The following is a 25,632-nucleotide window of genomic DNA, read 5'->3' as shown; positions in this document are numbered from 1 at the left end:
GGCCAGTACAGGCAATGAAGTTACTGAGCTACAGCCCCTTCCCCATGGCGCCCGCCTACGACAAACCACAACGGCCACAACGCCAACGCCCCCGCCACACCCGCCGCCAGGGCAAAGTGCAGCAAGCTGGCACCGGCGCCAATCATCGCCAGCAACGCCCCGCCCAGCCCCAACAAGGCAATGGTGATCATCCCCAGCATGGCCGAAACCAGGCCCTTGCTTTGCTCGCTGGAGAACAACGTCATGCGGTACAGCACCGCGTTGGCCACGCCCAACCCCAGTGCGTACAGCGACATGCCCGCCACCACACTGGTCACGCTCGGCCAGTACCAGGTCACCAGCACCATCAGGCTCAGGCCGGCCAGGTACGGCCACAGCGCGCCACGCACCAAAGCCGGCAACGGGTAGCGGTCGGCGATACGGTTGATGATCAGGTTGCCGAGAATCAGCCCGCCAAATACCGGCAACTGCCACAAAGCGTATTCCAGGGTGCTTAAACCCTCATCGTGAATCAGCAGCACCGGCGACAGGCCAATCCAGCCAATCAGCGGCAAGCCGACCAGCCCAAGGGCAGCGCTGCCGGCAACGAAGCGGCGGTTGGCCAGCAACTGGCCGTAACCCGCCAGCAGTGGCAGCAGGTGGATTGGTGTGAATGCCAGGCGCGAGCCATCTCGGCGTTCCACACCCAGGGTTTCCGGCATCAGGCGATACAGCAGCAGCCAGACCAACACCGCGCCAATGGCGAACGCCACGAACAGCCAGCGCCAGTCCAGCCACTGCAGCAACAAGGTGCCCACCAGCGGCCCGAGCAGCGGCGACAGCAGGGCAATGTTGGCCAGCAAGGCCATCATGCGCACGGCATCAGCCTCGCTGAAGGCCTCGTTCAGCGCCGGGTAGCTGACCGTGACCACAAAGCCCAGGCCTATGCCCTGCAACAGGCGCAGCAGGTTGAACAGGCCAATATCATGGACCCAGAAGGTGGCCAGGCAGGACAAACCGAAGAACGCGCAACCGACCAGCAGCAACGGGCGCCGGCCATATCGGTCGGCCAGCGGGCCGATCAGCCATTGCAGTACCACGCCCCCCAGCAGGTACAGGTTGAGAGCATGGGGAATGTATTCGGGGCTGGCGTTCAGGTCGCCGACCACCACCGGCATGGCCGGCATGACCGCGTCGCTGGCCAGGTAGGTCAGCAGCTCGAACAGAGCCAGGGTCAGGCCGAACAGCAAGGCACGTAGGGGGGTGATGTACAGCAGTGGTTTCATGATGGCGTATCGGGTGTGACAGGAAGGGTCAGGCTATATGCCAGAAATGGGGTGATATTGCTGTGAACAAGTGTAAAAAAGGGCCGCATTGCGGCCCCGGTCTCATGCGCAATTACTGCGCTGCAGTCTCCTGCACCACACGAATCACCCGCTGCGGGAACGGAATGTCGATCCCTTCGGCCTTTAACCGGTCACGCGCATGCTCGTTGAGCATGAACATCACGTCCCAGTAATCGGACGTCTTGGTCCACAACCGCAGCGACACGGTAATCGAGCTGTCGCCCAACGTCGCCACTACCGCCTGCGGTGCAGGGTCAGGCAGCACACGCGGGTCCTCTGCCAGCGCCAGCAGCACATTGCGGGCCTTCTGCAGGTCGGCCTCGTAGTCCACACCTACATCGAACACCACCTTGCGCGTCGGCTGGCGGTTGGTGTTGGTGATGATGCCGTTGGACAGGCTACCGTTGGGCATGATGACGGTCTTGTTGTCACCGGTGCGCAGCACGGTGTGGAAGATCTGGATGCTGTCGACGGTGCCGGAAACACCCTGCGCCTCGATCCAATCACCGATACGGAACGGGCGGAACATCAAAATCAACACACCGCCGGCGAAGTTCGCCAGGCTACCTTGCAAGGCCAAGCCGATGGCCAGGCCTGCGGCACCGATGGCGGCAACGAACGAGGTGGTCTCGATGCCGATCATCGAGGCCACGCTGACCATCAGCAGCACCTTCAGCACGATGTTCGCCAGGGTACTGATAAAACCCTGCAGCGCCAGGTCGGCGTTGCGCAGGCCAACCAGCTTGCCGAGGCGGGCGCTGACTTTGTTGATGATCCACCAGCCGACCGCGAGGGTGAGCAGTGCCAGCAGCACACGGCTGCCGTATTCCATGATCAAAGGGATCCAGGTTTGCGATTGGCGGACCAGCTGATCGACTTCAGCGTTCAAATCCATACTCATCTCCTGATGCCGAGCGGCAAGTACACGGTAAAACAGGCCGCGCGCGTTTACGCAGCCCCGGCCCCCATGGACATCATTACGCCATCGGGGTTCCGGGCGGCGCCTGCATCAGTCGCGGAAGTTGTTGAACTGCAGAGGCATGTCGAATTCCTTGGTGCGCAGCAGGGCAATGGCTTCCTGCAGGTCGTCGCGCTTCTTGCCAGTTACGCGCACCTGCTCGCCCTGAATGGCGGCCTGTACTTTCAGCTTGCCGTCCTTGATGGTGGCAACGATCTTTTTCGCCAGGTCCTTGTCGATGCCCTCGCGGAACTTGGCTTCCTGTTTCTTTTCCTTGCCGGAAGGGTACGGATCCTTGGTTTCCAGGCATTTCACGTCGATCTTGCGTTTGACCAGTGCCAGGCGCAGGATTTCCAGCATCGCTTCGAGCTGGAACTCTTCCTCGGCGGTCAGCATCACGGTCTGATCTTTGTCCTTGAACTCGAAGGAGCCCTTGCCCTTCAGGTCGTAACGGCGATCAAGCTCCTTGATGGCGTTATCAACGGCGTTCTGCACTTCGTGCTTGTCCAGTTCCGATACCACGTCGAACGAAGGCATGGTTGTTCTCCCAAAATAAAAGCGCGCTCAGGCTGAAGATGGAGCGCGCTGGGTTTGACGGTTAAAATGCGGGCTCATTATAACGGGTTGCGAAACGCATATGAGCAGCACCTGGCATATTCTCGGCGCCGGCAGCCTGGGCAGCCTGTGGGCCTGCCGCCTGGCACGGGCGGGCAAGGCAGTGCGCCTGACCCTGCGCGACGGGCAACGGCTGCAGGCTTATCAGCAGGCCGGCGGCCTGACCCTGGTCGAACAGGAACAACCCCAGCACTACGCCATCCCTGCCGAAACCGCGCAGGCGCAAGGCCCGATCCACCGCCTGCTGGTAGCCTGCAAGGCCTATGATGCGGCGCTGGCGATCGCCGGTGTAGCACCGCGGCTTGCCGAGGGCGCCGAGGTACTGCTGTTGCAAAATGGCCTTGGCAGCCAGGATGAGGTCGCCGACCTGGTGCCACGCGCGCGCTGCATCTTCGTCTCCAGCACCGAGGGGGCCTTTCGCGAAGGGGACTGGCAGGTGCGTTTTGCCGGCCATGGCTTCAACTGGCTGGGCGACCCACGCAACCCCACGATCCCTGCCTGGTTCGATGACCTGCACGAAGCAGGCATTCCCGCTGAGTGGACGGTGGACATTCTCACCCGCTTGTGGCGCAAGCTGGCGCTCAATTGCGCCATCAACCCGCTGACTGTGCTGCACGACTGCCAGAACGGCGGGCTGCTGGGGCACTTGGCTGAAGTGCAGGCTCTGTGCGTCGAGCTGGCCCAGTTGCTACGCCGCTGTGGTCAGCCGAAAGCAGCCGATGAGCTGGACGAAGAAGTGCAGCGGGTTATCCTCGCCACCGCAGCCAACTACTCTTCGATGTACCAGGACGTGCGCGCGGGCCGGCGCACCGAGCTGCACTACCTGCTCGGCCATGCCTGCCGGGCCGCAGGCCGGCATGGCCTGCAGCTGCCGCAGCTGGAACACCTGCTGCAGCGCCTGGTCGAAAACCTGCGCACGCGTGGCTTGCCCTGCGACTGACGCGGCCCTCCAACCGGATACGGACATTGCCTAGCCCATGACCTTGCGCCAACGCCTGGAAAACCTGCCGGTCGGGCAGAAGCTGCTGGCGGCCCTGCTGGTATTGCTGGTAACCATCCTGCTGGTGGCCAACCTTACCTTCATCAGCGCCGCCTACTGGATCACCCAGGAAAGCATGGCACCGCAGGCTCTGCAGACCATAGGCCGGCTGGTAGCCAACCCGCAGCTTGCGGCCCGCGCCGGCGATACCCCCGACACCGCCAGCGCCCTGCTCAAGGAGCTGGACAGCTACACACCGCTGCGCGCTGCCGCTGTCTACGGGGGTGATGGTCGCCTGCTTGCACAACTGCAGCATGGCGAGCCGCTGGCCCTGCCCAAGCGTTTTCGCAACATCGACGGCTGGCGCCTGATGGAATTTCGAAGCACTCAGCTGATTCGCATTCCGCGCGATGCCAACCCACCGGCGCACCTGCTGCTGGTGGCCAGCAGCGAACTGCCCACGGCCTTCTACACCGGCACCCTCAGCGCCAGCCTGGGCATTCTGGTGTTCAGTATCCTGCTGTGGATCGTCATCGCCCGGCAGATCAAACGCCTGATCACCCAGCCGATCAACCAGCTGGAAGAACTCAGCCGCCAGGTCACCCGCGAAGAGAGCTACGCCTTGCGCGCCCGGCGCGGCAACGACGATGAAATCGGCAGCCTGGCCGAGGCTTTCAATACCATGCTGTCGCGCATCGAGGCCCGCGAGCATCAGCTCAAGCGCGCCCGCGACGAATTCCAGGATGCCTATGACCAGGCTCAGGGCCTGGCCGAGGAGACCCGCCACACCAACCGCAAGCTGGAACTGGAAGTGCAGGTGCGCAGCAAGATCGAGAAAAAGCTCACCGGCTTCCAGAACTACCTCAACAGCATCATCGACTCGATGCCCTCGGCACTGATCGCCCTCGACGAACAACTTTACGTGACCCAGTGGAACCACGAAGCCACGGTGCTTTCCGGCACGCCGCTGGACGAAGCACTGAACCAGCCAGTGTTCATTGCCTTTGAACCGCTCAAGCCGTTCCTGCCACAGCTGAAGGAAACCGTGGAAAAACACCGGGTGGCGAAGATCGAGCGGGTTACCTGGCCCAAAGACGACGACCTGCGCCATTACGCCCTGACCTTCTACCCGCTGACCGGCGGCGGCGGGCGCGGTGTGGTCATCCGTATCGACGACATCACCCAGCGCCTGTCACTGGAAGAAATGATGGTGCAATCGGAGAAAATGCTTTCGGTCGGTGGCCTGGCTGCCGGCATGGCCCACGAAATCAACAACCCGCTGGGCGCCATCCTGCACAACGTGCAAAACATACGCCGACGCCTGTCGACCGACCTGCCGCGCAACCAGGAACAGGCCCAAGAGCTGGGCATCGACCTGGCCACGGTCAACCGCTACCTGGACAGCCGCGAGGTGCCGCAACTGCTCGACGGCATCGCGCAAGCCGGCGCCCGGGCGGCGAAAATCGTAACCCACATGCTCAGCTTCAGCCGCCGCAGCAACCGCCAGCTGGTGCCGTGCGAGCTGCCGGCACTGATCGACCAGGCACTGGAAATTGCTGGGAATGACTTCGACCTGGCCATCGGTTTCGACTTCAAGGGCCAGGCCATCGTGCGCCAGTTCGACCCCAACCTGGGGCCAGTACCCTGCACGGCCAACGAGCTGGAACAAGTGCTGCTCAACTTGCTGAAGAACGCCGCCCAGGCCATCCACCAGCGCCCGCAGCCGAGTGAGCCCGGGCGCATCACCCTGCGTACCCGGCTGAACCCGCCATGGGCGGAGATCCAGGTCGAGGACAACGGCGTCGGCATGCCCGAGGCGGTGCGCAAGCGCACCTTCGAGCCGTTCTTCACCACCAAGGAAATCGGCCAGGGCACCGGGCTTGGCCTGTCGGTCTCGTACTTCATCATCACCAACAACCATAAGGGGCAGATGGAAGTGCAGTCCACGCCCGGCCAGGGCACTTGCTTTACCCTGCGCCTGCCCCTCGGCCAGCCGGCGACGCCGGCCAACACGGAGAAGTGACATGGGCTACCGCCTGTCGAAGATCTACACTCGCACCGGCGACAAGGGCGAAACCGGCCTGGGCGACGGACGCCGGGTACCCAAGGACCACCCGCGGATCGAGGCAATTGGCGAGGTGGACAGCCTGAACAGCCAGTTGGGCCTGCTGCTGGCGGGGCTGGACGAGCAAGGGCTGGACGAGCTGAGTGCTGTGCTGGTGCCATGTCAGCACCGCTTGTTCGACCTGGGTGGTGAGCTGGCGATGCCCAGTTACCAGGCGTTGACCCTGGCAGAGGTGGAGCGCCTGGAGGCGGCCATCGATGTATGGAACGAAGAGCTGGGGCCGTTGAAGAACTTCATCTTGCCCAGTGGTTCGGCGCTGGTGGCACAAGCCCATGTGTGCCGCAGCCTGGCGCGCAGTGCAGAGCGGCGGTGTCAGCAGTTGAATGCCATAGAGCCGCTGCAAGGCGTTGGGTTGGCGTACATCAATCGGCTTTCCGATCTGCTGTTCGTGGCAGCGCGGATCATTGGCAGACGCCAGGGCGTGGCTGAGGTGTTGTGGCAGCCTGCTGAGAAACCGAAAGGCTGAAATTTACGCGATTCCCTGTGGGAGCGGATTTACCCGCGAAGCATCCAACGCGGTGTATGGCACCGGCTGCGCCGGTGTTCGCGGCGGTTCGACGCCTCGATGAACCCGCTCCCACTGGGGCCCAATTGACTCAGATTTCAGGCCAGAACGCGCGGATCCCTGCCACACCCTGTGCCCCGGCATTCCAGGCCTGCTCGCGCTCGCCCGGCCCTACCCCGCCCAACAGGTAAACCGGCTTGCTGAACCCGGCAATCAATCGCTGCGCCTCATCCCACCCCAGCGGCACCGCCTCTGGGTGAGTCTGGGTCGCCTGCACCGGCGACAAGGTGACAAAGTCCACGCCCATCTGCTCAGCCAGCGCCAGTTCCTCGACGCTGTGGCAGGACGCCGCCAGCCAGCGTTCCTTGGGGAACGGCCTGCCTTTGGCGGCGTACTTGCGCAACTGCGCAGCCGTCAGGTGCCAACCCGCCGACGGGAAATCGCCCAGCCATTCCAGCGGCCCCTTGAGCATCAACTGAGCCTTGCCTGCGCACAGCCCGACGGCATCCACCGCTACATCGCGGTACTTGGGGTCGTACATGTCCGGCGCCCGCAACTGAATCAAGCGCGTACCGTTGGCCACCGCCCTCTGGATGCCTTTGAGCATCTGCGGCACTTCCAGGCCATCCGGGGTAATCAGGTACTGGTCCGGCAGGCGTGCGGCTGCAACGATCGGCTTGTTGGCCTCAGGGAATTCGTACTGCGGCAAATCGCGCGGCGCAACCCATTCCAGCGGCTGCCCTTCCGCGCCATGAGGTTCGCCCGTGAACGCTTCGACCTCGCGCACGTCCAGCAGCACCTGTTTGTCCGGGTAGTCATGGCTGACCTTGATCAGCGCACGCGAGCGGGTCACCTCGATGCCCAGCTCCTCGCGCAGCTCACGGGCCAATGCCGCTTCCACGCCTTCCCCCTCCTCCACTTTGCCGCCGGGAAACTCCCACAGGCCGCCCTGGTGCTGGGTATCGGCCCTGCGTGCAATCAGAATGCGGCCGTCAGTACCACGAATGACCGCAGCTACAACATGTATCCGTTTCACCCTTCACGCTCCGCCAGGCCGGCCTGCTGCCATGCCTGGAAGGCTGGCCACTGATAAATGGTTTCGATGTAGGCTGCCGCCTCTGCCGGCACCTCTACGCGGTAGGTGCGCAGGCGCACGGCCACCGGGGCGAAGAAGGCGTCGGCCAGGCTCGGCTTGCCGAACAGGAACGGGCCGCTGTCCTTGGCCACCACACGGCATTCGGACCACAGCGCGACGATGCGATCGATGTCGACCTGCACCTCAAGCGGTATATCGTCCAGGGCCTGGTCACGCGACAGGTCGAACGGCATGGCGCTGCGCAAGGCGAAGAAACCGCTGTGCATCTGTGCGCAAGCCGAACGGGCCTGGGCACGGGCGGCTACGTCGGCAGGCCACAGTTGGGCTTCGGGGTGCTGTTCGTTGAGGTATTCGGCAATGGCCAGGGAATCGGCGATCACACCCTGCTCACTCTTGAGCAGCGGCACCTTGCCGGTGGAGGAAAAAGCGAGGATGCGCTGACGGGTATCAGGCTGGTTGAGCTTGATCAGGGTTTCTTCGTAGGGCACGCCAGCCAGCTCGAGGGCCAGGGCGCCACGCAGCGACCAGGAGGAATACAGCTTGTCGCCGATGATCAGGTGATAGCTCATGGTTCGGCTCCATTGGTTTGGATGTCTTGGGGCTGCTTTGCAGCCCAATCGCGACACAAGGCCGCTCTCACAGGACCTTGTGGGAGCGGCCTTGTGTCGCGATTGGGCCGCAACGCGGCCCCATTTTCGATCAGGTACGGTACTCGGCGTTGATCTTCACGTACTCGTGGGACAGGTCGGTCGTCCAGATGGTTTCGCTGCACTGGCCACGGCCCAGCTCGATACGGATGGTGATCTCCTCCTGGGCCATCACTGCCGAACCCTGCGCTTCGGTGTAGCTTGGGCTGCGGCCGCCTTTGCTGGCGATGCACACACTGTCCAGGTACACGTCGATCAAGCTCACGTCCAGCTCCGGTACGCCGGCACGGCCAACGGCGGCAAGGATACGGCCCCAGTTCGGGTCGGAGGCGAACAGCGCAGTCTTGATCAGCGGCGAATGGGCCACGGCGTAGCCGACGTCCAGGCACTCCTGGTGGTTGCCACCACCGTTGACTTGCACGGTCACGAACTTGGTGGCGCCTTCGCCGTCACGGACAATGGCCTGGGCCACTTCCATGCACACTTCGAACACCGCTTTTTTCAGCGCTTCGAACAGCGCGCCGCTGGCTTCGGTCACTTCCGGCAGGTTGGCCTTGCCGGTGGCGATCAGCATGCAGCAGTCGTTGGTCGAGGTGTCGCCATCGATAGTGATGCGGTTGAACGACTTGTTGGCGCCGTCCAGCATCAGGTCCTTGAGCACCGCAGGGGCAACCTTGGCGTCGGTGGCGATGTAGCCGAGCATGGTGGCCATGTTCGGGCGGATCATGCCTGCACCCTTGCTGATGCCAGTCACGGTAACGGTCACGCCTTCGTGCTGGAACTGGCGGCTGGCGCCCTTGGGCAGGGTGTCGGTGGTCATGATGCCGGTGGCGGCTTCAGCCCAGTGGTTTTCCGACAGGTTGTCGAGGGCGGCCTGCAGTGCTCCCTCGATCTTCTCTACCGGCAGTGGTTCGCCGATCACGCCGGTGGAAAACGGCAATACCGATTCAGCTGGCACACCCGCCAGCTCGGCCAGCTTGGCGCAGGTACGTTCGGCTGCGGCCAGGCCTGGCGCGCCGGTACCGGCATTGGCGTTACCGGTGTTGGTCAGCAGGTAGCGCACGGTGCCCTGAACGCGCTGCTTGGACAGGATCACCGGCGCCGCGCAGAAGGCGTTGAGGGTGAACACGCCAGCCACGCTGGAGCCTTCGGCACAGCGCATGACCACCACATCCTTGCGCCCTGGGCGCTTGATGCCGGCAGAAGCGATGCCGAGTTCAAAACCCGGAACCGGGTGCAGGGTGGGCAAAGGACCAAGACCAACAGCCATTAGAGCGCTCCTAGAAAAACGGTGAAATGATGATGGAAGAGCGGGGCCGCTTCGCGCCCCATTCGCGGCACAAGGCCGCTCCCACAAGGGCATCGCAGCCTAGAATGCGGCGCGGTCCTTGTGGGAGCGGCCTTGTGCCGCGAATGGGCCGCACGGCGGCCCCGGATTTGTCACGTTACTGCGAGTGGATCAGATCACTCGATCTGCCCGTGGCAATGCTTGAACTTCTTGCCCGAACCACACCAGCACGGTTCGTTGCGGCCCAGCTTCTGGTCGTTACGTACTGGCGCCGCGGCTACCGCCACTTCGGCACCCTCCTCGCTCAGTTGCTCGCTTTCCAGGCCCGGTGCGGCGGCGTGCTGGAACTGCATGCGGCTGGCCAGTTCTTCGGCCTCGCGACGCAGGCGGGCTTCTTCTTCGATAGGGTCTTCGCGGCGAACCTGTACGTGCGACAGCACGCGGATGGTGTCGCGCTTGATCGACTCCAGCAGCTCCTGGAACAGGCTGAACGACTCGCGCTTGTACTCCTGCTTCGGGTTCTTCTGCGCATAGCCGCGCAGGTGAATACCGTGACGCAGGTGGTCCATGGTCGACAGGTGGTCTTTCCACAGGTCGTCCAGCACGCGCAGCAGGATCTGTTTCTCGAAGGTACGCAGGGCTTCGATACCGGCCTGGTCTTCCTTCTCGGTGTAGGCGGTAGTGATTTCGTTAAGCAGCTTCTCGCGCAGGGTCTCTTCGTAGAGGTGATCATCCTCGTCGAGCCACTGCTGAATCGGCAGCTTCATGGCGAAATCGCTGGCCAGCGAAGCTTCCAGGCCGGCCACGTCCCACTGCTCGGGCAGCGACTGCGGCGGAATGTGCTGGCTGATGGTAGCGTCCAGAACTTCCTGGCGGAATTCGACGATGGTGTCGCCGATGTTCTCGGCGGCCAACAGGCTGTTGCGCATGTGGTAGATCACCTTGCGCTGCTCGTTGGCCACGTCGTCGTATTCGAGCAGTTGCTTACGGATGTCGAAGTTGCGGCCTTCGACCTTGCGCTGGGCCTTCTCGATGGCGTTGGTGACCATGCGGTGCTCGATGGCCTCGCCCGACTGCATGCCCAGTGCCTTCATGAAGTTCTTCACCCGGTCAGAGGCGAAGATGCGCATCAGGCTGTCTTCCAGCGACAGGTAGAAGCGGCTGGAGCCTGGGTCGCCCTGACGGCCGGAACGGCCACGCAGCTGGTTGTCGATTCGACGCGATTCGTGACGTTCGGAGGCGATTACGTGCAGGCCACCGGCCTCGATCACCTGCTGGTGACGCTTCTGCCAGTCGGCCTTGATCTGGGCGATCTGTTCGGCGCTCGGGTTTTCCAGGGCGGCCACTTCGGCTTCCCAGTTACCGCCCAACAGGATGTCGGTACCACGGCCAGCCATGTTGGTGGCGATGGTCAGGGCACCCGGAGCACCCGCTTGCGCGATGATCTCGGCTTCCTTTTCGTGGTACTTGGCGTTCAGTACCTTGTGGTCGATGCCTTCCTTCTTGAGCAGGTTCGACATGTGCTCGGAAGTTTCGATGGTCGCGGTACCCACCAGGATCGGCCGCCCCTTGGTCATGCTTTCCTTGATGTCGGCAATGATCGCGGCGTATTTCTCGTCGGCGGTCAGGTACACCAGGTCGTTGAAGTCCTTGCGCGCCAGCGGCTTGTTCGGCGGAATGACCATCACGTTGAGGGCGTAGATCGACTGGAACTCGAACGCTTCGGTGTCGGCGGTACCGGTCATGCCGGACAGCTTGGTGTACAGGCGGAAGTAGTTCTGGAAGGTGGTCGAAGCCAGGGTCTGGCTCTCGGCCTGGATGTTCAGGTTTTCTTTCGCCTCGATGGCCTGGTGCAGGCCCTCGGACAGACGACGGCCCGGCATGGTACGGCCGGTGTGCTCGTCGATCAGCAGGACCTGGCCGTCCTGGACGATGTACTCGACGTTGCGGTGGAACAGTTTGTGCGCGCGCAGGCCAGCGTAAACGTGGGTCAACAGGCCCAAGTTATGGGCGGAGTACAGGCTCTCGCCTTCGGCCAGCAGGCCCGCTTGGGTCAGCATCTCTTCGATGAACTGGTGACCGGCCTCGTTCAGCTCGACCTGACGGCTCTTCTCGTCGATGGTGAAGTGGCCTTCCTGGGTGACCTGGCCTTCGACCTCTTCGATGTGCTGGGTCAGGCGCGGGATCAGGCGGTTGATTTCGATGTACAGCTTGGAGCTGTCTTCAGCCTGGCCGGAAATGATCAGCGGGGTACGCGCTTCGTCGATGAGGATCGAGTCGACTTCGTCGATCACGGCGAAGTTCAGTTCACGCTGGAACTTCTCCTCCTGGCTGAACGCCATGTTGTCGCGCAGGTAGTCGAAACCGAATTCGTTGTTGGTGCCGTAGGTGATGTCGGACGCATAAGCGGCGCGCTTTTCTTCCGGCGGCTGGAAGGCCGAGACGATACCGACCGACAGGCCGAGGAACTCGTACAGCGGGCGCATCCAGTTGGCGTCACGGCGGGCCAGGTAGTCGTTGACGGTGACCACGTGCACGCCCTTGCCGGACAATGCGTTGAGGTACACGGCCAGGGTACCGACCAAGGTCTTGCCTTCACCGGTGCGCATTTCTGCGATCATACCCTCGTGCAGGGTCATACCACCGATCAGCTGCACGTCGAAGTGGCGCATGCCCATTACGCGCTTGCCGGCCTCACGGGCCACGGCGAAGGCTTCGGGCAGCAATTGGTCCAGTGTCTCGCCTTTGGCCAGGCGCTCCTTGAACTCTGCGGTCTTGCCCCGCAGCTGCTCGTCGGAGAGGGCCACCATCTTCTCTTCGAAGGCATTGACGATACTCACCGTCTTGAGCATGCGTTTGACTTCACGCTCGTTCTTGCTTCCAAAAAGTTTTTTTAACAAAGGCGCAAACATATCGGCAGGATCTTCCACACGTAGGGATGGAGGGCGGCCCCATGAGTCGCCCGTGCAGCCCTAAGGCCGCATGCGAACGAGCATTCTACCCGGAAACGATGGTGAGGAAAGTGGTGGATTTCCACGATGCTATTACAGCGTTTTGGCGGGGGCTTGTTTTAGATAGGGGCATTTTCCCTGAGTTCAAGGCCCGTGTTCATGAAACGTATCGAGAATGACTCGTATCTTGCATTGCCCGCGAACGGCCGCCACAGGCTATAGAGGTGTTAAACTGCCGCTCTTGCCATCTCATGCGTACCCCATGGCCTACAAACCCTCCCCCGCCCAGCCGCCCTCCGCCCTGCTGCGCCAGGTGCGCCCACTGCGCCTGCTGCTGAACCAGGCCGAGCGCCTGGAGCACCTGCAGCGCCTGCTGGAAAGCCAACTGCAACCGGCGGCCCGCGAGCACTGTCACGTGGCGTCGTGGCGTGATGGCACCTTGTTGCTGGTGGTGACCGACGGCCATTGGGCAACCCGCCTGCGCTACCAGCAGAAGCATTTGCTGGCGGCATTGCAGGCCATGGAAGCCTTCGGCAACCTCAGGCGCATCCTGTACAAGGTGCAGCCGCCGCTGGTGCCGGCCAAGCGTGGTGGGCACGCCGCAGAGCTGTCGAACAGCGCAGCCGAAAGCCTGCGCGATACCGCCGAGGGCATCACCGACCCCAAGCTGCGCGCAGCGCTGGAACGGCTGGCAGCCCACGCTCAGCACAAGATCGAGTAGGAGGCGGCTTCACAGCCGCCGTCCTCTCACACCACCGTGCGTACGGTTCCGTACACGGCGGTTCAGGTTATACGGCTAAGCCGGTTTATCGTATCCAGTATCGAGACCAGTCCGAACCTATCCCATAGCCTCTTCGGTAGCGCCTGATTCACATGAGATGCTCCCGAGTTCCACCACGGGCCTCGGCCATTAAAGGCCGATTTACAGGCACGTTCTTCGCTCAGGCCCAGGCGCATCAGGTTGCGCGCCCTCGTTGAGGGCCGTTTCCATTGACGCCAGATGACGCAGCGAAGTTTATGCCTGACCCAACCATCCAATTTCTCAAGTGGGCGTTTGCTCTGGCTGAGCTTGAAGTAGCCAGCCCAGCCTCGCAGGACAGGGTTGATTCGCTCAATGACAGTCGCCACTTTGCGGGCCCTTACACTGCGTAGCAATATTCTGAGTCGGTCGCGTAAGCGCCCCAGGCTCATCGTTGCCACACGCAGCCTTGGTTGCTGGTGCCTGCTCATCCCGTAACCCAAGTAGTCACACTTCCAAGCCCCTGCTACTTGGCTCTTCTTCCGGTTCACCGTCAGTTTCAAACGATGGCACAGGAAGCGCTCGATACTGGCCAACACCCGCTCGCCCGCCCGAGGACTGCGCACATAAATGTTCGCATCATCGGCGTAGCGCACGAAGCGATGACCCCGCCGTTCCAATTCGCGGTCGAGCTCATCCAGAAGGATATTCGACAGCAACGGCGAGAGTGGGCCGCCTTGCGGTGTCCCCTCTTGCCGTTGGCTGACGATACCGCCCGACATGGCCCCAGCTTCAAGGTAGCGGCGGATGAGCCTAAGCACTCGCTTGTCTTCGACGCGACGCTGCAAGCAGGCCATCAGGATGTCGTGGTTGACCCGATCAAAGAACTTTTCCAGATCAAGCTCCACGCACCAGCGATGCCCCGCCGCCACATGGGAGCGGGCCAGTTCAACGGCTTGGTGAGCGCTTTTGCCCGGACGAAAACCGTAGCTGTAGTCCGAAAACAGCGGATCGAAGAGTAGCGTGAGTTGTTGCTGTAATGCTTGCTGGATCAGGCGATCCACGACGGTGGGGATTCCCAGTTGCCGTGTGCCGCCCTGCGGCTTGGGAATTTCAACCGCTCGCACTGCTTGGGGATGGTATTCACCGGCCAGCAACCTGGCCTTGAGGGTTGGCCAATACTGTTTCACGTAGCCCGCCAAGTCAGCGACCGTCATGCCATCGGCACCCGGAGCCCCCTTGTTGCTAACCACGCGTTGATACGCACGCCTGAGGTTGGCCGGTGCAAGCACCCGCTCCATCAGCGTGTCCGGCTCCGCGTTCGTCCACGTCGCTGACGCCGCCGGCACCTTTGCACTGTCAGGCATCACCCTCGGCTTCTGGCCGGGATTCGGAGTGACAGATTCCGTTGTAGGAAATTTCTGCATTACGGCTACCAACGAGACAGTGACGCCTACTGGCGGCATAACCTGTTCGGCCCTTGGTGGCGCGGTTAACCGCCACTTACTACGGCCTCGGCTGACTTCTGCACGCTCGTCCCGTCGCCTCTCGACGCTCGGTAGCACAGTGGCAAACGTGCAGATCTCCCAGGGTAATTCGCGTGACCTTCCTGCTTATGCCTGTCGGATTTACGTCACAGCGTCCCGTGCAAGTACTGGGCTTTGACGATTTGGGCCGCCTCACCCCGCTGTGCCGCCTCTATCCGCTTCCTGTTCGTCAGGCCAGCAGTTTGCCTCGGGCTTCCTTCAGATTCGCGGTCGCCCACGACACCCTTGCCTCTGGCTAACACTTCCCCTTGCCGGGTGTGTAGAGGACTTTCACCTCCAAGTCACCCGCTTTGGCCACCACAACCAAGCGGGTTGCGCTACGCGCAACGCGCCATGCCTGGCGCACCCATAAAAAAGGCCACCCGAAGGTGGCCTTGATTACAACACTAGAGAGAGTGTTCGAACTTACACGGCCGCAACAGGGCGCATGTACGAGATCGGTGCCGTACTGGCATCTTCGAAAGTGACCACTTCCCAGGCATCGGTTTCAGCAATCAGCTTGCGCAGCAACTGGTTGTTCAGCGCGTGGCCGGACTTGTAGCCCTTGAACTCGCCAATCAAGCTGTTGCCCAGCAGGTACAGGTCGCCAATGGCGTCGAGGATCTTGTGCTTGACGAATTCGTCTTCGTAACGAAGGCCGTCTTCGTTGAGCACGCCGTCCTCATCGACCACGATGGCGTTCTCGACACTGCCACCCAACGCAAGGTTGTGCTTGCGCAGGTACTCGATATCACGCATGAAGCCGAAGGTACGCGCGCGGCTGACTTCCTTCACGAACGAGGTGCTGGAAAAGTCGACGCTGGCGCTTTGGGTCCGGTTGCGAAGCACCGGGTGATCGAAGTCGATCTCGAAGCTCACCTTGAACCCTTCGAAAGGCAGGAATGTGGCGCGCTTGTCGCCCTCTTCCACAGTTACCTCACGCAGGATGCGGATGAACTTCTTGGCTGCGTCCTGTTCTTCCAGGCCGGCAGACTGAATCAGAAATACAAAGGGTCCGGCGCTGCCATCCATGATCGGCACTTCCGAGGCGGAGAGCTCGACGTAGGCGTTATCGATGCCCAGGCCCGCCATGGCGGAGAGCAGGTGCTCGACCGTATCGACCTTGACGTCACCGTTGACCAGCGTCGTCGACATGGTTGTCTCGCCGACGTTGGCCGCACGCGCAGGGATCTCGACCACAGGGTCGAGGTCGGCGCGGCGGAAGACGATGCCGGTGTCAACAGGTGCAGGCTTGAGGGTCAGGTAAACCTTCTCCCCGGAGTGCAGACCGACACCTGTGGCACGGATGGTATTCTTCAGGGTGCGTTGTTTAATCATGGCATTGGCCGCTTCAGCGCAAATTGCGAACAGGTATCAACAAAGGCTGGGGATGATAACAGACCCAACCTTTGATGAATACCAATCACCTTTATACCCCTGATAAATTCCATTAATCAGCCTGACGACGCAGGAAAGCCGGGATATCGAGGTAGTCCAGGTCATCCTGAGGGTTCAGTTTAGCGGCTGCGGCAGCACCTGCATGGGCCTGGTTGCGCATTACGGTCGGGCGCTCCAGGTCACGGTAGTTGACCGCTGGCTGCTCCTGGCGGGCCGGCGCAGGGTTGGACGCTTCGTACGCCTGCTGGGCGGTCTGCAGGGTGTTGTCGACTACCTTCACAGGCTTCTCGATGCGCGCGCCCAGGCCAGTGGCCACGACCGTCACGTGCAGTTCGTCGCGCATGTCCGGGTCGATCACGGTGCCGACCTTGACCATCGCGTGGTCAGAGGCGAAGGCTTCGATGATGCTACCCACGTCGGAGTACTCACCCAGCGACAGGTCCGGGCCTGCGGTGATGTTCACCAGGATGCCGCGCGCGCCCTGCAGGTTGACGTCTTCCAGCAGCGGGTTGCGGATCGCGGCTTCGGTGGCTTCACGCGCACGGTTCGGGCCGCTGGCGCAGCCAGTACCCATCATGGCCATGCCCATCTCACCCATTACGGTACGCACGTCGGCAAAGTCGACGTTGATCATGCCAGGGCGCTTGATGATGTCGGAAATACCGCGCACGGCACCGGCCAGTACATCGTCAGCCTTGGCGAAGGCGGACAGCAGGCTGGCATCCTTGCCCAGGATGGTCAGCAGCTTCTCGTTGGGGATGGTGATCAACGAGTCGACGCTTTCAGCCAGCATGCGGATGCCTTCATCGGCGATCTGCATACGTTTGCGACCCTCGAACGGGAACGGACGGGTCACCACGGCTACGGTGAGAATGCCCATTTCCTTGGCCACTTCGGCAATGATCGGCGCTGCACCGGTACCGGTACCGCCGCCCATGCCAGTGGTGATGAACACCATGTTGGTGCCTTGCAGCACTTCAGCGATGCGCTCACGGTCTTCCAGCGCGGCCTGACGGCCGACTTCCGGATTGGCACCAGCACCCAGGCCCTTGGTCACGCCAGTGCCCAATTGCAGAATGGTGCGCGCGCCAATGTTTTTCAGCGCCTGGGCATCGGTGTTGGCGCAGATGAATTCCACGCCTTCGATGCTGCTCTTGACCATGTGATTGACGGCGTTGCCGCCACCACCACCAACGCCGATCACCTTGATGACCGGGCTTTGCGGGACGTTGTCTACGAGCTCGAACATTTTCCCTCTCCTTACAGTTCTCTAGTTGTTGCGCCTACCACTACTGCTTTGAAACTTAGAAGTTGCCCTGGACCCATTTCTTGAAGCGCTCAAGCACTGGGGCCTTCGGTTCATCGCCATAGCTGTTGTTGCTGCTGTTGCTGTTACCGGTCAGGACCAGGTCCTCGGACTGCTTCAGCAGGCCATAGGTGAGCAAGCCCACGCCGGTGGAATAGATCGGGTTGCGCACCACGTCGCTCAGCCCCCGAACGCTGTGCGGTACGCCCAGGCGTACCGGCATATGGAAGATTTCCTCGGCCAGTTCCACGGCGCCTTCCATCTTCGCGGTGCCGCCGGTGAGCACGATGCCGGCCGGCACCAGGTCCTCGTAGCCGCTGCGGCGCAGTTCGGCCTGGATCAGGGTGAAGAGCTCGTCGTAACGTGGCTCCACCACCTCGGCCAGGGCCTGGCGCGACAGCTCACGCGGTGGGCGGTCGCCCACACTCGGCACCTTGATGGTCTCGCCGGCGCCGGCCAGTTTGGCCAGGGCGCAGGCGTAGCGGATCTTGATTTCTTCGGCGTACTGGGTAGGGGTACGCAGGGCCATGGCGATGTCGTTGGTCACCTGGTCGCCGGCAATCGGGATGACCGCGGTGTGGCGGATGGCACCCTCGGTGAAGATGGCGATGTCGGTGGTGCCGCCACCGATGTCCACCAGGCACACTCCCAGCTCTTTTTCATCATCGGTCAGTACCGAATAGGCCGAAGCCAGCTGCTCGAGGATGATGTCGTCGATTTCCAGACCACAGCGGCGTACGCACTTCTCGATGTTCTGCGCCGCGTTGACCGCGCAGGTGACCACGTGAACCTTGGCTTCCAGGCGTACGCCCGACATGCCCAGCGGCTCGCGCACGCCTTCCTGGTTGTCGATCACGTAATCCTGCGGCAGGGTGTGCAGCACGCGCTGGTCGGCCGGAATCGCCACGGCCTGAGCGGCGTCGAGTACGCGCTCCAGGTCGGCCACGCTGACCTCGCGGTCGCGGATGGCGACGATACCGTGGGAGTTCAGGCTGCGGATGTGATTGCCAGCCACGCCGACGAACGCCGAGTGAATGCGGCAGCCGGCCATCAGCTGTGCCTCTTCCACGGCGCGCTGGATCGACTGCACGGTGGACTCGATGTTCACCACCACGCCCTTCTTCAGGCCACGGGACGGATGAGTGCCGATCCCGACGATTTCCAGGGTGCCGTCTTCGCCCACTTCGCCCACCAGCGCCACCACCTTGGAGGTGCCAATGTCCAGCCCGACGATCATTTTGCCGCTATGCGCGTTTGCCATGGTCCTGCCTCTCTCTAATTCTTCGCAACGGCGGGTTGGGCCGTCGTCGGTGCAATCGGTTCCCGCCAACCAACGGCAAGTCCGTTGGAATAACGCAGATCAATGCGGGCGATAGTGGTGATCTGGTCTTTGAGTGTCTTGTCGTAAATGGCAATGAAACGGCGCATCTTCTCCACCAGATGGTCGCGCCCCAGCAGCAGCTCGATGCCCGGCCCGGCACTGCTCGCACCGGTGGTCAGGAACCAGCTGCCTCGCTCGCGCAGCTCCAGGCGAGCGATGGAAAAGCCCAGGGGGCGCAGCATCTGGCTCAATACCTGATACTGCTGCATGACTTGTTGCTGCGCACGCTGCGGCCCGGCCAGCTGCGGCAGGTGTTCGTAGTTGGCCAGCTCGCGCGGGGTAAAGGCCTGGCCCTGGTTGTTGAGCAAAGCTTCATCACCCCAGCGGGCTACCGGCAGTTGCTCTTCCAGGCGGATCACCACCTCGTCGGGCCACACCCGGCGCACTTCGGCATGGGCGATCCAGGGCATCTGCTCAAGCTCGGCACGCATCGCCGGCAGGTCGACACTGAAGAAGCTTGCCGCCACGTAGGGCGCGATACGCTGCTGCACCGACTGCTGGCTGATGTAGCTGAGGTCACCCTGCACGTCGATCTTGGTGATGGGCCGGTCGGCGTACGGCATCAGCCGAATGGCGCCCTCGTAGGCACCAAAACCGGCCGCCACCAGCAGCACCGGCCACAGCAGGCGCTTGAGGCCGCCCAGGCTTGGCCGTGGCAGGCGCGCCGATACGGGCTCGTCGGCCACCAGCCGGCTGGCACCACGCGGCACCGGCTTGCTACGGCCGGTAACGGGTTGCTGCTGACGTATCATCGCGCCTTGCATGGTTGTTAACCTCGCGTCGCCACGCTTTCGGCCAGGATTGCCAGCACCAGTTGCTGGAAGTCCAAGCCGGCCGCGCGGGCCGCCATGGGCACCAGGCTATGATCTGTCATGCCTGGTGCGGTGTTGACTTCGAGCAGCCAGAACCGGCCCTGCTCGTCCTGCATCACGTCCAGCCGCCCCCAGCCTTCGATGCCGATGGCATCGCAGGCACGTGCGGTCAGGTCGATCAGTTCCTGTTCCTTGGCGCTATCCAGGCCGCACGGGATGCGGTACTGGGTATCGTTGGCGATGTACTTGGCGTCGTAGTCGTAGAACACGTGCGGCGTACCCAGGGCGATCGGCGGCAGCACCTGGCCGCGCAGTACCGCGATGGTGAACTCCGGGCCGTGGATCCACTGTTCCACCAGTACCTGGGAATCGTATTTGGCGGCGTCCTGCCAGGCGGCGACCAGTTCCTGGGCGCTGTTCACCTTGGCCATGCCGATGCTAGAGCCTTCATGGGCGGGTTTGACGATAAGCGGGAAGCCCAGTTCCGTACTGGCCTGCAAACAATCGCTTTCGCTCGCCAATACCGCGTGACGCGGGGTCGGAATGCCCAGGCTCTGCCACACCTGCTTGGTGCGCAGCTTGTCCATGGCCAGCGCCGAAGCAAGGATGCCGCTGCCGGTGTAGGGGATGCCAAGGCACTCCAGCAGGCCTTGCATGCTGCCGTCTTCACCGCCACGGCCGTGGAGGATGATGAAGGCGCGGTCGATTTCCTCGCTTTGCAGGCGCGCGAGCAGGTCGTCACCGACGTCGATGGCAACCACGTCGACACCGGCAGTTGTCAGCGCATCGATCACCGCAGCGCCAGACTTCAACGACACCTCACGCTCGGCGCTCTTGCCACCGTACAGCACGGCAACGCGGCCGAATGCCTTGACGTCCAAGGTGGAGTGCAGCTTGTCGTAGGCGCTGGTCATTTCGACTTCTCCTGCTTGGCGCCTGCGAACAGCGGGCTTTTCATCAACTGCGGGGCCAGGCCGCCAACATCGCCGGCACCCTGGCAGATCAGGATGTCACCAGCGCGCAGCAGTGGCTTGACCAGCGGCGCCAGCTCGGCGCCACGCTCGATATAGATCGGGTCCAGCTTGCCGCGCTGACGGATGCTGTGGCACAGCTGACGGCTGTCGGCACCGGGGATCGGCTCTTCGCCGGCCGGGTACACTTCCATCAGCAGCAGCACGTTGGCATCGCCCAGTACCTGGACGAAATCGTCATACAGGTCGCGGGTGCGGCTGTAGCGGTGCGGCTGGTAAACGATCACCAGGCGACGGCTTGGCCAGCCACCGCGCACGGCCTTGATCACCGCGGCCACTTCGGTCGGGTGATGACCATAGTCGTCGACCAGCATCACGCTGCCGCCTTCGACCGGCAGCTCGCCGTACACCTGGAAGCGACGGCCGACACCCTGGAAGCCAGAAAGGCCTTGGATGATGGCTTCGTCAGTGATGCCTTCGTCAGTGGCAATGGCGATGGTGGCCAAGGCGTTGAGCACGTTGTGGTTGCCGGGCATGTTCACCGACACCTCCAATGGCTCGCAGTCACGGCGCAGCACGGTGAAGTGGGTCTGCATGCCCTGCTGGCGCACGTTGATGGCGCGGATGTCGGCCTCTTCGCTGAAGCCGTAGGTCACGGTCGGACGCTTCACCTGCGGCAGGATTTCGCGCACCACCGGGTCGTCCAGGCACATCACGGCCAGGCCGTAGAACGGCAGGTTGTGCAGAAACTCGACGAAGGTTTTCTTCAGCTTGTTGAAGTCACCTTCGTAGGTCGCCATGTGGTCGGCGTCGATGTTGGTGACCACGGCCACCATCGGCTGCAGGTGCAGGAAGCTGGCATCGCTTTCGTCTGCTTCGGCGATCAGGTAGCGGCTGGTGCCCAGCTGGGCATTGGTACCGGCGGCGGTCAGGCGGCCACCGATGACGAAGGTCGGGTCCAGGCCACCGGCGGCGAACACCGACGCCAGCAGGCTGGTGGTGGTGGTCTTGCCATGGGTACCGGCAACGGCAACGCCGTGGCGATAGCGCATCAGCTCAGCCAGCATCTCGGCACGCGGTACCACTGGGATGCGCCGCTCGAGGGCGGTGGCCACTTCCGGGTTGGCCGGGTTGATGGCGCTGGACACCACCAGCACGTCGGCGGTGGCGGCGTTCTCGGCACGGTGGCCAACGAAAATCTCGGCGCCGAACGATTCCAGGCGCTCGGTGACCGGCGAAGCTTTAAGGTCGGAACCGGACACTTCATAGCCCAGGTTCAGCAGCACTTCGGCAATACCGCACATGCCCACGCCGCCGATACCGACGAAGTGAATACGGCGAATACGGCCCATCTTCGGCTGGGGCATGGCTTTCTGGCTCTCAACCATGGGCCACCTCCAGGCAGATATCGACCACGGTGCTGGTTGCGGCAGGTTTGGCCAGGCGCCGTGCGGTGCCTGCCATGACGTTGAGTTTCTCGGGTTGCATCAGCACCTCGTTCAGGCGTTCAGCGAGCTGCGCTGCGCCAGTTGTCGCTTGTGGCATCAGGAAGGCAGCGCCTTCGCGGGCCAGATATTGGGCGTTGTGGGTCTGGTGGTCGTCGATTGCGTGGGGCAAAGGCACCAGCATCGAAGGCAGGCCTGCTGCCGCCAGCTCGCTGACGGTCAGGGCACCGGCCCGGCACACCACCATGTCGGCCCAGCCATAGGCTTGGGCCATGTCTTTGATGAAGGGCTCTACCTGAGCTGCGACGCCCGCCTCGTGATAACGCTCGGCAGTGATCGGCGCGTGTTGCTTGCCGGCCTGGTGGAACACCTCTGGCCGCAGCCCAGCGGGCACCTCGGACAGGGCCTTAGGCAACAATTTGTTCAATGGTTCCGCACCCAGGCTGCCACCGAGCACCAACAGGCGTGCACGGCGCTCGGCCAGGGGCGCGCGTTGCGCGTCCATGAACAGCTCCGGGCGCACCGGGTTGCCGGTGGTGCGACGTTTGTCGCTAGCCTCGAAGGTGTTCGGGAAAGCTTCGCAGACCCGCGCCGAAAGTGGCACCAGCAGGCGATTGGCGGTACCGGCCCGGGCATTCTGCTCGTGAATCACCAGCGGCACGCCGCACAGCCGCGCAGCAACGCCACCAGGGCCGGTCACGTAACCGCCAAAGCCCAGTACGCATACCGGCTTGAGCTGACGAATGATCCGCCGCGCCTGCAGCACGGCCTTGATCAGGGTGAACGGCGCCTTGAGCAACGACAGCTTGCCCTTGCCGCGCAAGCCGCTGACCTGGATCAGGTGCAATGGCAAGCCTGCCTGTGGCACCAGCTCGTTCTCGATGCCGCGCGGGGTGCCCAGCCAGTGCACGCTGTAACCGCGTGCCTGGAACTCTCGGGCGCAGGCCAGGGCCGGGAACACATGGCCCCCGGTGCCGCCTGCCATGATCAATACATTCTTGCCGTCAGCGGCCATGACTGGTCTCCTCGGCAAAATCGCTTTCACTGAATTCGTGTTCCTCGCTGCCCAGGTGCGTGCGGCTTTCCCACTCGATGCGCAGCAACAGGCCCACGCAGGCACAGCAGATCACCAGCGAGCTGCCCCCGTAACTGAGGAATGGCAAGGTCAGGCCCTTGGTCGGCAGCAGGCCGACGTTCACGCCAATGTTGATCAGGAACTGGCCGATCCACAGGAAGGCCAGGCCGAACGCCATATAGGCGGCAAAGAACTGCTTGGCCTTCTCGGCCCACAGGCCGATGTACAGGGCACGCACGGTGACGAACACGAACAAGGCGATGGTCACCAGCGAGCCGACCACGCCCAACTCTTCGGCCAATACCGAGAACACGAAGTCGGTGTGCGCTTCAGGCAGGTAGAACTGCTTCTGCACACTGTTGCCCAGGCCAACACCCAGCCACTCGCCACGGCCGAAGGCAATCAGCGCCTGGGTCAGCTGGTAACCCGAGCCGAACTGGTCGGACCACGGGTCGGTGAATGTGATAAGGCGCGCCATCCGGTACGGCTGCGCCTGTACCAGCACGAACACCGCCAGCACCGCCAGCACCACCATCAGGCTGAAGCGGAACAGCCCCACCCCGCCAAGGAACAGCATCGCCGCCGCCGCGCCCATCATCACCACGGTGGCACCGAAGTCCGGCTCCATCAGCAGCAGTGCAGCCATGGGCAGCAGCACGATGAACGGTTTGAAGAAGCCCATCCAGGTTTCGCGCACCTCGGTCTGACGGCGCACCAGGTAGCCGGCCAGGTAGATGACCACGAACACCTTGGCAATTTCCGAAGGCTGCACGTTGAAGAAGCTGAAACCGATCCAGCGCATGGAGCCGTTCACTTCACGACCGATGCCTGGCACCAGCACCAGCACCAGCAGGCCGAAGGCGCCCAGCAGCATCATGAAGCCCATGCGCTGCCAGGTGGCGATCGGCACCAGCATGGTCGCACCACAGGCAACCAGGCCAAGGGATACGTAAACCAGGTGGCGGAACATGTGGTAAAGCGGGTTGCCCGACTGCACCGCAGCCACTTCCGAGGACGCCGAGGTGATCATCACCAGGCCAAGGCCCAGCAAGGCCAGGCAACCGGCAAGCATCGGGAAGTCCAGGTCGATGCCACGGCCGCTGATCAGCGGCGACGGGTAAGGCTTGAGGATGCCGAAGATCATGCAAGGCCTCCCGCTGCCTGGGCGAACAGGCGCCCGCGTTCTTCGAAGTTCTTGAACATGTCGAGGCTGGCGCACGCCGGCGACAGCAGCACGGCATCACCGGCCTGGGCCAGCTGGGCACACTGCTGCACGGCGTCGTCGAGGCTCTTGACCCGTACCAGCGGCACGTCATCGCCCAAGGCGTCGGCCAGACGCTCGGCATCACGCCCCAGCAACACCACGGCGCGGCAGAAACGCTTGACCGGCTCGCGCAGTGCGGTGAATTCAGCGCCCTTGCCATCGCCACCGGCAATCAGCACCAGCTTGCCTTCGATATCGGCCCCCAGGCCTTCGATGGCGGCCAGGGCAGCACCCACGTTGGTGGCCTTGGAATCGTCGTACCAGTTCACCCCGTTACGCTCGCGTACCCACTGGCAACGGTGGGCCAGGCCACCGAACTCACGCAGGGCTTCGAGCATGGGCTCGAACGGCAGGCCGGCGGCATGCCCCAAGGCCAGGGCCGCCAGGGCGTTGCTCTGGTTGTGAGCGCCGCGAACCTTCAGCTCGCGCGCCGGCATCAGCGCCTGGAACTCGAACGCCAGGTATTTTTCGCCATCCACTTCACGCAGGCCAAAGGCCTTGAAGTCCGGCTGGTTGAGGCCGAAGGTCCAGCATGGGCGGCCTTCCACCGGCAGCGGCCGGCTCAGGGCGTCCTGACGGTTGACCACCACCTGCTTGGCGCCCCGGAAGATCCGGTGCTTGGCCAAGTGGTAGGCAGGCAGGCCGCTGTAGCGATCCATGTGGTCTTCGCTGATGTTCAGCACCGTAGCCACTTCAGCGTTGAGCTGGTCAGTGGTTTCCAGCTGGAAGCTGGACAGCTCCAGCACGTACAGCTCGACATCATCGGCCAGCAGGTCCAGCGCCGGAGTACCGAGGTTGCCGCCCACGGCCACGCGCTTGCCGGCCTTGGCGGCCATTTCGCCGACCAGGGTAGTGACGGTGCTCTTGGCGTTGGAACCGCTGATGGCAATGATCGGCGCGGTGGCATGGCGGGCGAACAACTCGATATCGCCGGACAGCTTCACGCCGCGCGCGGCCGCCTGCTGCAGGGCCGGCGTGGCCAAGGCCAGGCCAGGGCTCACGTACAGCTCGTTGGCGCGGCACAGGAAGTCCACGTCCAACTCACCACAGCGCACTTCCACCTGCGGGTAATCACGGCGCAGGGTGTCCAGTTCCGGCGGTTGCTCGCGGGTGTCGGCGACCGCAAAGGCAATGCCCCGGTTCGCCAGGAAGCGAACCAGGGACATGCCGCTCTTGCCGAGGCCGACAACGATGCGGAATTGGTCGGAAGCGATCAAAGACACGCT

The 25,632-nt window shown here is 62.9% G+C and carries 21 protein-coding genes; 4 read left to right on the top strand and 17 right to left on the bottom strand.

Annotation, left to right across the window (positions count from 1 at the left end):
- Positions 1-20: 20 nt before the first annotated feature.
- From Q9451_RS04305 to Q9451_RS04295, 3 genes are all read right to left on the bottom strand, one after another.
- Entirely contained in the window at positions 21-1,265 is a 1,245-nt protein-coding gene (locus Q9451_RS04305) for an MFS transporter (protein ID WP_012274042.1), read from the bottom strand.
- 112 nt (positions 1,266-1,377) lie between these two features.
- Positions 1,378-2,220, bottom strand: a complete 843-nt coding sequence (locus Q9451_RS04300) for a mechanosensitive ion channel family protein (RefSeq protein ID WP_012274043.1) — start codon at positions 2,218-2,220, stop codon at positions 1,378-1,380.
- A 114-nt stretch (positions 2,221-2,334) separates the two neighbouring features.
- The gene (locus Q9451_RS04295; RefSeq protein WP_012274044.1) at positions 2,335-2,820 is read right to left on the bottom strand and encodes a YajQ family cyclic di-GMP-binding protein; all 486 of its coding nucleotides are present in this window, start codon (positions 2,818-2,820) and stop codon (positions 2,335-2,337) included.
- A 100-nt stretch (positions 2,821-2,920) separates the two neighbouring features.
- Here Q9451_RS04295 and Q9451_RS04290 point away from each other — a divergent pair, with 100 nt between their 5' ends.
- The 3 genes from Q9451_RS04290 to Q9451_RS04280 are packed head-to-tail and all read left to right on the top strand — an operon-like array spanning position 2,921 to position 6,468.
- A complete protein-coding gene (locus Q9451_RS04290; RefSeq protein ID WP_345960896.1) occupies positions 2,921-3,838 on the top strand; it encodes a putative 2-dehydropantoate 2-reductase in 918 nt (305 codons plus the stop codon).
- Positions 3,839-3,875: 37 nt separating this feature from the next.
- Positions 3,876-5,900, top strand: coding sequence for an ATP-binding protein (locus tag Q9451_RS04285; protein WP_012274046.1), 2,025 nt, complete (start codon positions 3,876-3,878; stop codon positions 5,898-5,900).
- Position 5,901: 1 nt separating this feature from the next.
- Positions 5,902-6,468, top strand: coding sequence for a cob(I)yrinic acid a,c-diamide adenosyltransferase (locus Q9451_RS04280; RefSeq protein WP_012274047.1), 567 nt, complete (start codon positions 5,902-5,904; stop codon positions 6,466-6,468).
- 130 nt (positions 6,469-6,598) lie between these two features.
- Here the strand turns inward: Q9451_RS04280 and Q9451_RS04275 are convergent, their stop codons facing one another.
- From Q9451_RS04275 to secA, 4 genes are all read right to left on the bottom strand, one after another.
- The gene (locus Q9451_RS04275) at positions 6,599-7,543 is read right to left on the bottom strand and encodes a Nudix family hydrolase (RefSeq protein WP_012274048.1); all 945 of its coding nucleotides are present in this window, start codon (positions 7,541-7,543) and stop codon (positions 6,599-6,601) included.
- Positions 7,540-8,172: a glutathione S-transferase family protein gene (locus tag Q9451_RS04270; protein WP_012274049.1), complete on the bottom strand. Its 633-nt coding sequence runs from the start codon at positions 8,170-8,172 to the stop codon at positions 7,540-7,542. The genes Q9451_RS04275 and Q9451_RS04270 overlap by 4 nt, the downstream gene beginning before the upstream one ends.
- Before the next feature lie 130 nt (positions 8,173-8,302).
- Entirely contained in the window at positions 8,303-9,520 is a 1,218-nt protein-coding gene (gene argJ, locus Q9451_RS04265) for a bifunctional glutamate N-acetyltransferase/amino-acid acetyltransferase ArgJ (RefSeq protein ID WP_012274050.1), read from the bottom strand.
- Between the two features lie 194 nt (positions 9,521-9,714).
- Positions 9,715-12,450 carry a preprotein translocase subunit SecA gene (secA, locus tag Q9451_RS04260; RefSeq protein ID WP_012274051.1) on the bottom strand — a complete coding sequence of 912 codons (2,736 nt, stop codon included), beginning with the start codon at positions 12,448-12,450 and terminating at the stop codon, positions 9,715-9,717.
- A 301-nt stretch (positions 12,451-12,751) separates the two neighbouring features.
- On the opposite strand from secA, the gene Q9451_RS04255 reads away from it, so the two are divergent.
- On the top strand, positions 12,752-13,210 hold the full coding sequence (locus Q9451_RS04255; RefSeq protein WP_345960895.1) for a DciA family protein: 459 nt from the start codon (positions 12,752-12,754) through the stop codon (positions 13,208-13,210).
- A 62-nt stretch (positions 13,211-13,272) separates the two neighbouring features.
- Here Q9451_RS04255 and ltrA read toward each other — a convergent pair whose 3' ends face one another.
- The 10 genes from ltrA to murD form a co-directional block, all read right to left on the bottom strand.
- On the bottom strand, positions 13,273-14,694 hold the full coding sequence (ltrA, locus tag Q9451_RS04250) for a group II intron reverse transcriptase/maturase (protein WP_024718247.1): 1,422 nt from the start codon (positions 14,692-14,694) through the stop codon (positions 13,273-13,275).
- Positions 14,695-15,180: 486 nt separating this feature from the next.
- Positions 15,181-16,092, bottom strand: coding sequence for a UDP-3-O-acyl-N-acetylglucosamine deacetylase (lpxC, locus tag Q9451_RS04245; RefSeq protein WP_012274053.1), 912 nt, complete (start codon positions 16,090-16,092; stop codon positions 15,181-15,183).
- Between the two features lie 112 nt (positions 16,093-16,204).
- Entirely contained in the window at positions 16,205-17,401 is a 1,197-nt protein-coding gene (ftsZ, locus tag Q9451_RS04240) for a cell division protein FtsZ (protein WP_012274054.1), read from the bottom strand.
- A gap of 55 nt (positions 17,402-17,456) precedes the next feature.
- Positions 17,457-18,719, bottom strand: a complete 1,263-nt coding sequence (gene ftsA / locus Q9451_RS04235) for a cell division protein FtsA (protein ID WP_012274055.1) — start codon at positions 18,717-18,719, stop codon at positions 17,457-17,459.
- A gap of 14 nt (positions 18,720-18,733) precedes the next feature.
- Positions 18,734-19,603 (bottom strand): cell division protein FtsQ/DivIB, encoded by an 870-nt coding sequence (locus tag Q9451_RS04230; RefSeq protein ID WP_012274056.1) that lies wholly within the window; start codon positions 19,601-19,603, stop codon positions 18,734-18,736.
- Between the two features lie 5 nt (positions 19,604-19,608).
- Positions 19,609-20,565 carry a D-alanine--D-alanine ligase gene (locus tag Q9451_RS04225; protein WP_012274057.1) on the bottom strand — a complete coding sequence of 319 codons (957 nt, stop codon included), beginning with the start codon at positions 20,563-20,565 and terminating at the stop codon, positions 19,609-19,611.
- Entirely contained in the window at positions 20,562-22,010 is a 1,449-nt protein-coding gene (murC, locus tag Q9451_RS04220; RefSeq protein ID WP_012274058.1) for a UDP-N-acetylmuramate--L-alanine ligase, read from the bottom strand. The genes Q9451_RS04225 and murC overlap by 4 nt, the downstream gene beginning before the upstream one ends.
- Complete coding sequence (gene murG / locus Q9451_RS04215; RefSeq protein WP_012274059.1) at positions 22,003-23,082, bottom strand: undecaprenyldiphospho-muramoylpentapeptide beta-N-acetylglucosaminyltransferase; 1,080 nt, start codon at positions 23,080-23,082, stop codon at positions 22,003-22,005. Before murG ends, murC begins: the two co-directional genes overlap by 8 nt.
- Positions 23,072-24,283 (bottom strand): putative lipid II flippase FtsW, encoded by a 1,212-nt coding sequence (ftsW, locus tag Q9451_RS04210; protein WP_171577223.1) that lies wholly within the window; start codon positions 24,281-24,283, stop codon positions 23,072-23,074. The genes murG and ftsW overlap by 11 nt, the downstream gene beginning before the upstream one ends.
- Positions 24,283-25,629, bottom strand: a complete 1,347-nt coding sequence (gene murD / locus Q9451_RS04205; protein ID WP_041166782.1) for a UDP-N-acetylmuramoyl-L-alanine--D-glutamate ligase — start codon at positions 25,627-25,629, stop codon at positions 24,283-24,285. Before murD ends, ftsW begins: the two co-directional genes overlap by 1 nt.
- Positions 25,630-25,632: the final 3 nt, after the last annotated feature.

The organism is Pseudomonas sp. NY8896, assembly GCF_039634505.1.
This window is presented reverse-complemented; position numbering and strand designations above follow the sequence as displayed.

What these genes read in the sequence shown, in the direction of transcription:
- Q9451_RS04305 (WP_012274042.1), bottom strand. Translation starts at nt 1,265, where the DNA reads ATGAAACCACTGCTGTACATCACCCCCCTACGTGCCTTGCTGTTCGGC.
- Q9451_RS04295 (WP_012274044.1), bottom strand. Translation starts at nt 2,820, where the DNA reads ATGCCTTCGTTCGACGTGGTATCGGAACTGGACAAGCACGAAGTGCAG.
- Q9451_RS04225 (WP_012274057.1), bottom strand. Translation starts at nt 20,565, where the DNA reads ATGACCAGCGCCTACGACAAGCTGCACTCCACCTTGGACGTCAAGGCA.
- Q9451_RS04285 (WP_012274046.1), top strand. Translation starts at nt 3,876, where the DNA reads ATGACCTTGCGCCAACGCCTGGAAAACCTGCCGGTCGGGCAGAAGCTG.
- ftsA (WP_012274055.1), bottom strand. Translation starts at nt 18,719, where the DNA reads ATGGCAAACGCGCATAGCGGCAAAATGATCGTCGGGCTGGACATTGGC.
- secA (WP_012274051.1), bottom strand. Translation starts at nt 12,450, where the DNA reads ATGTTTGCGCCTTTGTTAAAAAAACTTTTTGGAAGCAAGAACGAGCGT.
- ltrA (WP_024718247.1), bottom strand. Translation starts at nt 14,694, where the DNA reads ATGCCGCCAGTAGGCGTCACTGTCTCGTTGGTAGCCGTAATGCAGAAA.
- Q9451_RS04280 (WP_012274047.1), top strand. Translation starts at nt 5,902, where the DNA reads ATGGGCTACCGCCTGTCGAAGATCTACACTCGCACCGGCGACAAGGGC.
- murG (WP_012274059.1), bottom strand. Translation starts at nt 23,082, where the DNA reads ATGGCCGCTGACGGCAAGAATGTATTGATCATGGCAGGCGGCACCGGG.
- Q9451_RS04290 (WP_345960896.1), top strand. Translation starts at nt 2,921, where the DNA reads ATGAGCAGCACCTGGCATATTCTCGGCGCCGGCAGCCTGGGCAGCCTG.
- Q9451_RS04270 (WP_012274049.1), bottom strand. Translation starts at nt 8,172, where the DNA reads ATGAGCTATCACCTGATCATCGGCGACAAGCTGTATTCCTCCTGGTCG.
- murC (WP_012274058.1), bottom strand. Translation starts at nt 22,010, where the DNA reads ATGGTTGAGAGCCAGAAAGCCATGCCCCAGCCGAAGATGGGCCGTATT.
- lpxC (WP_012274053.1), bottom strand. Translation starts at nt 16,092, where the DNA reads ATGATTAAACAACGCACCCTGAAGAATACCATCCGTGCCACAGGTGTC.
- Q9451_RS04300 (WP_012274043.1), bottom strand. Translation starts at nt 2,220, where the DNA reads ATGGATTTGAACGCTGAAGTCGATCAGCTGGTCCGCCAATCGCAAACC.
- ftsZ (WP_012274054.1), bottom strand. Translation starts at nt 17,401, where the DNA reads ATGTTCGAGCTCGTAGACAACGTCCCGCAAAGCCCGGTCATCAAGGTG.
- Q9451_RS04230 (WP_012274056.1), bottom strand. Translation starts at nt 19,603, where the DNA reads ATGCAAGGCGCGATGATACGTCAGCAGCAACCCGTTACCGGCCGTAGC.
- argJ (WP_012274050.1), bottom strand. Translation starts at nt 9,520, where the DNA reads ATGGCTGTTGGTCTTGGTCCTTTGCCCACCCTGCACCCGGTTCCGGGT.
- Q9451_RS04255 (WP_345960895.1), top strand. Translation starts at nt 12,752, where the DNA reads ATGGCCTACAAACCCTCCCCCGCCCAGCCGCCCTCCGCCCTGCTGCGC.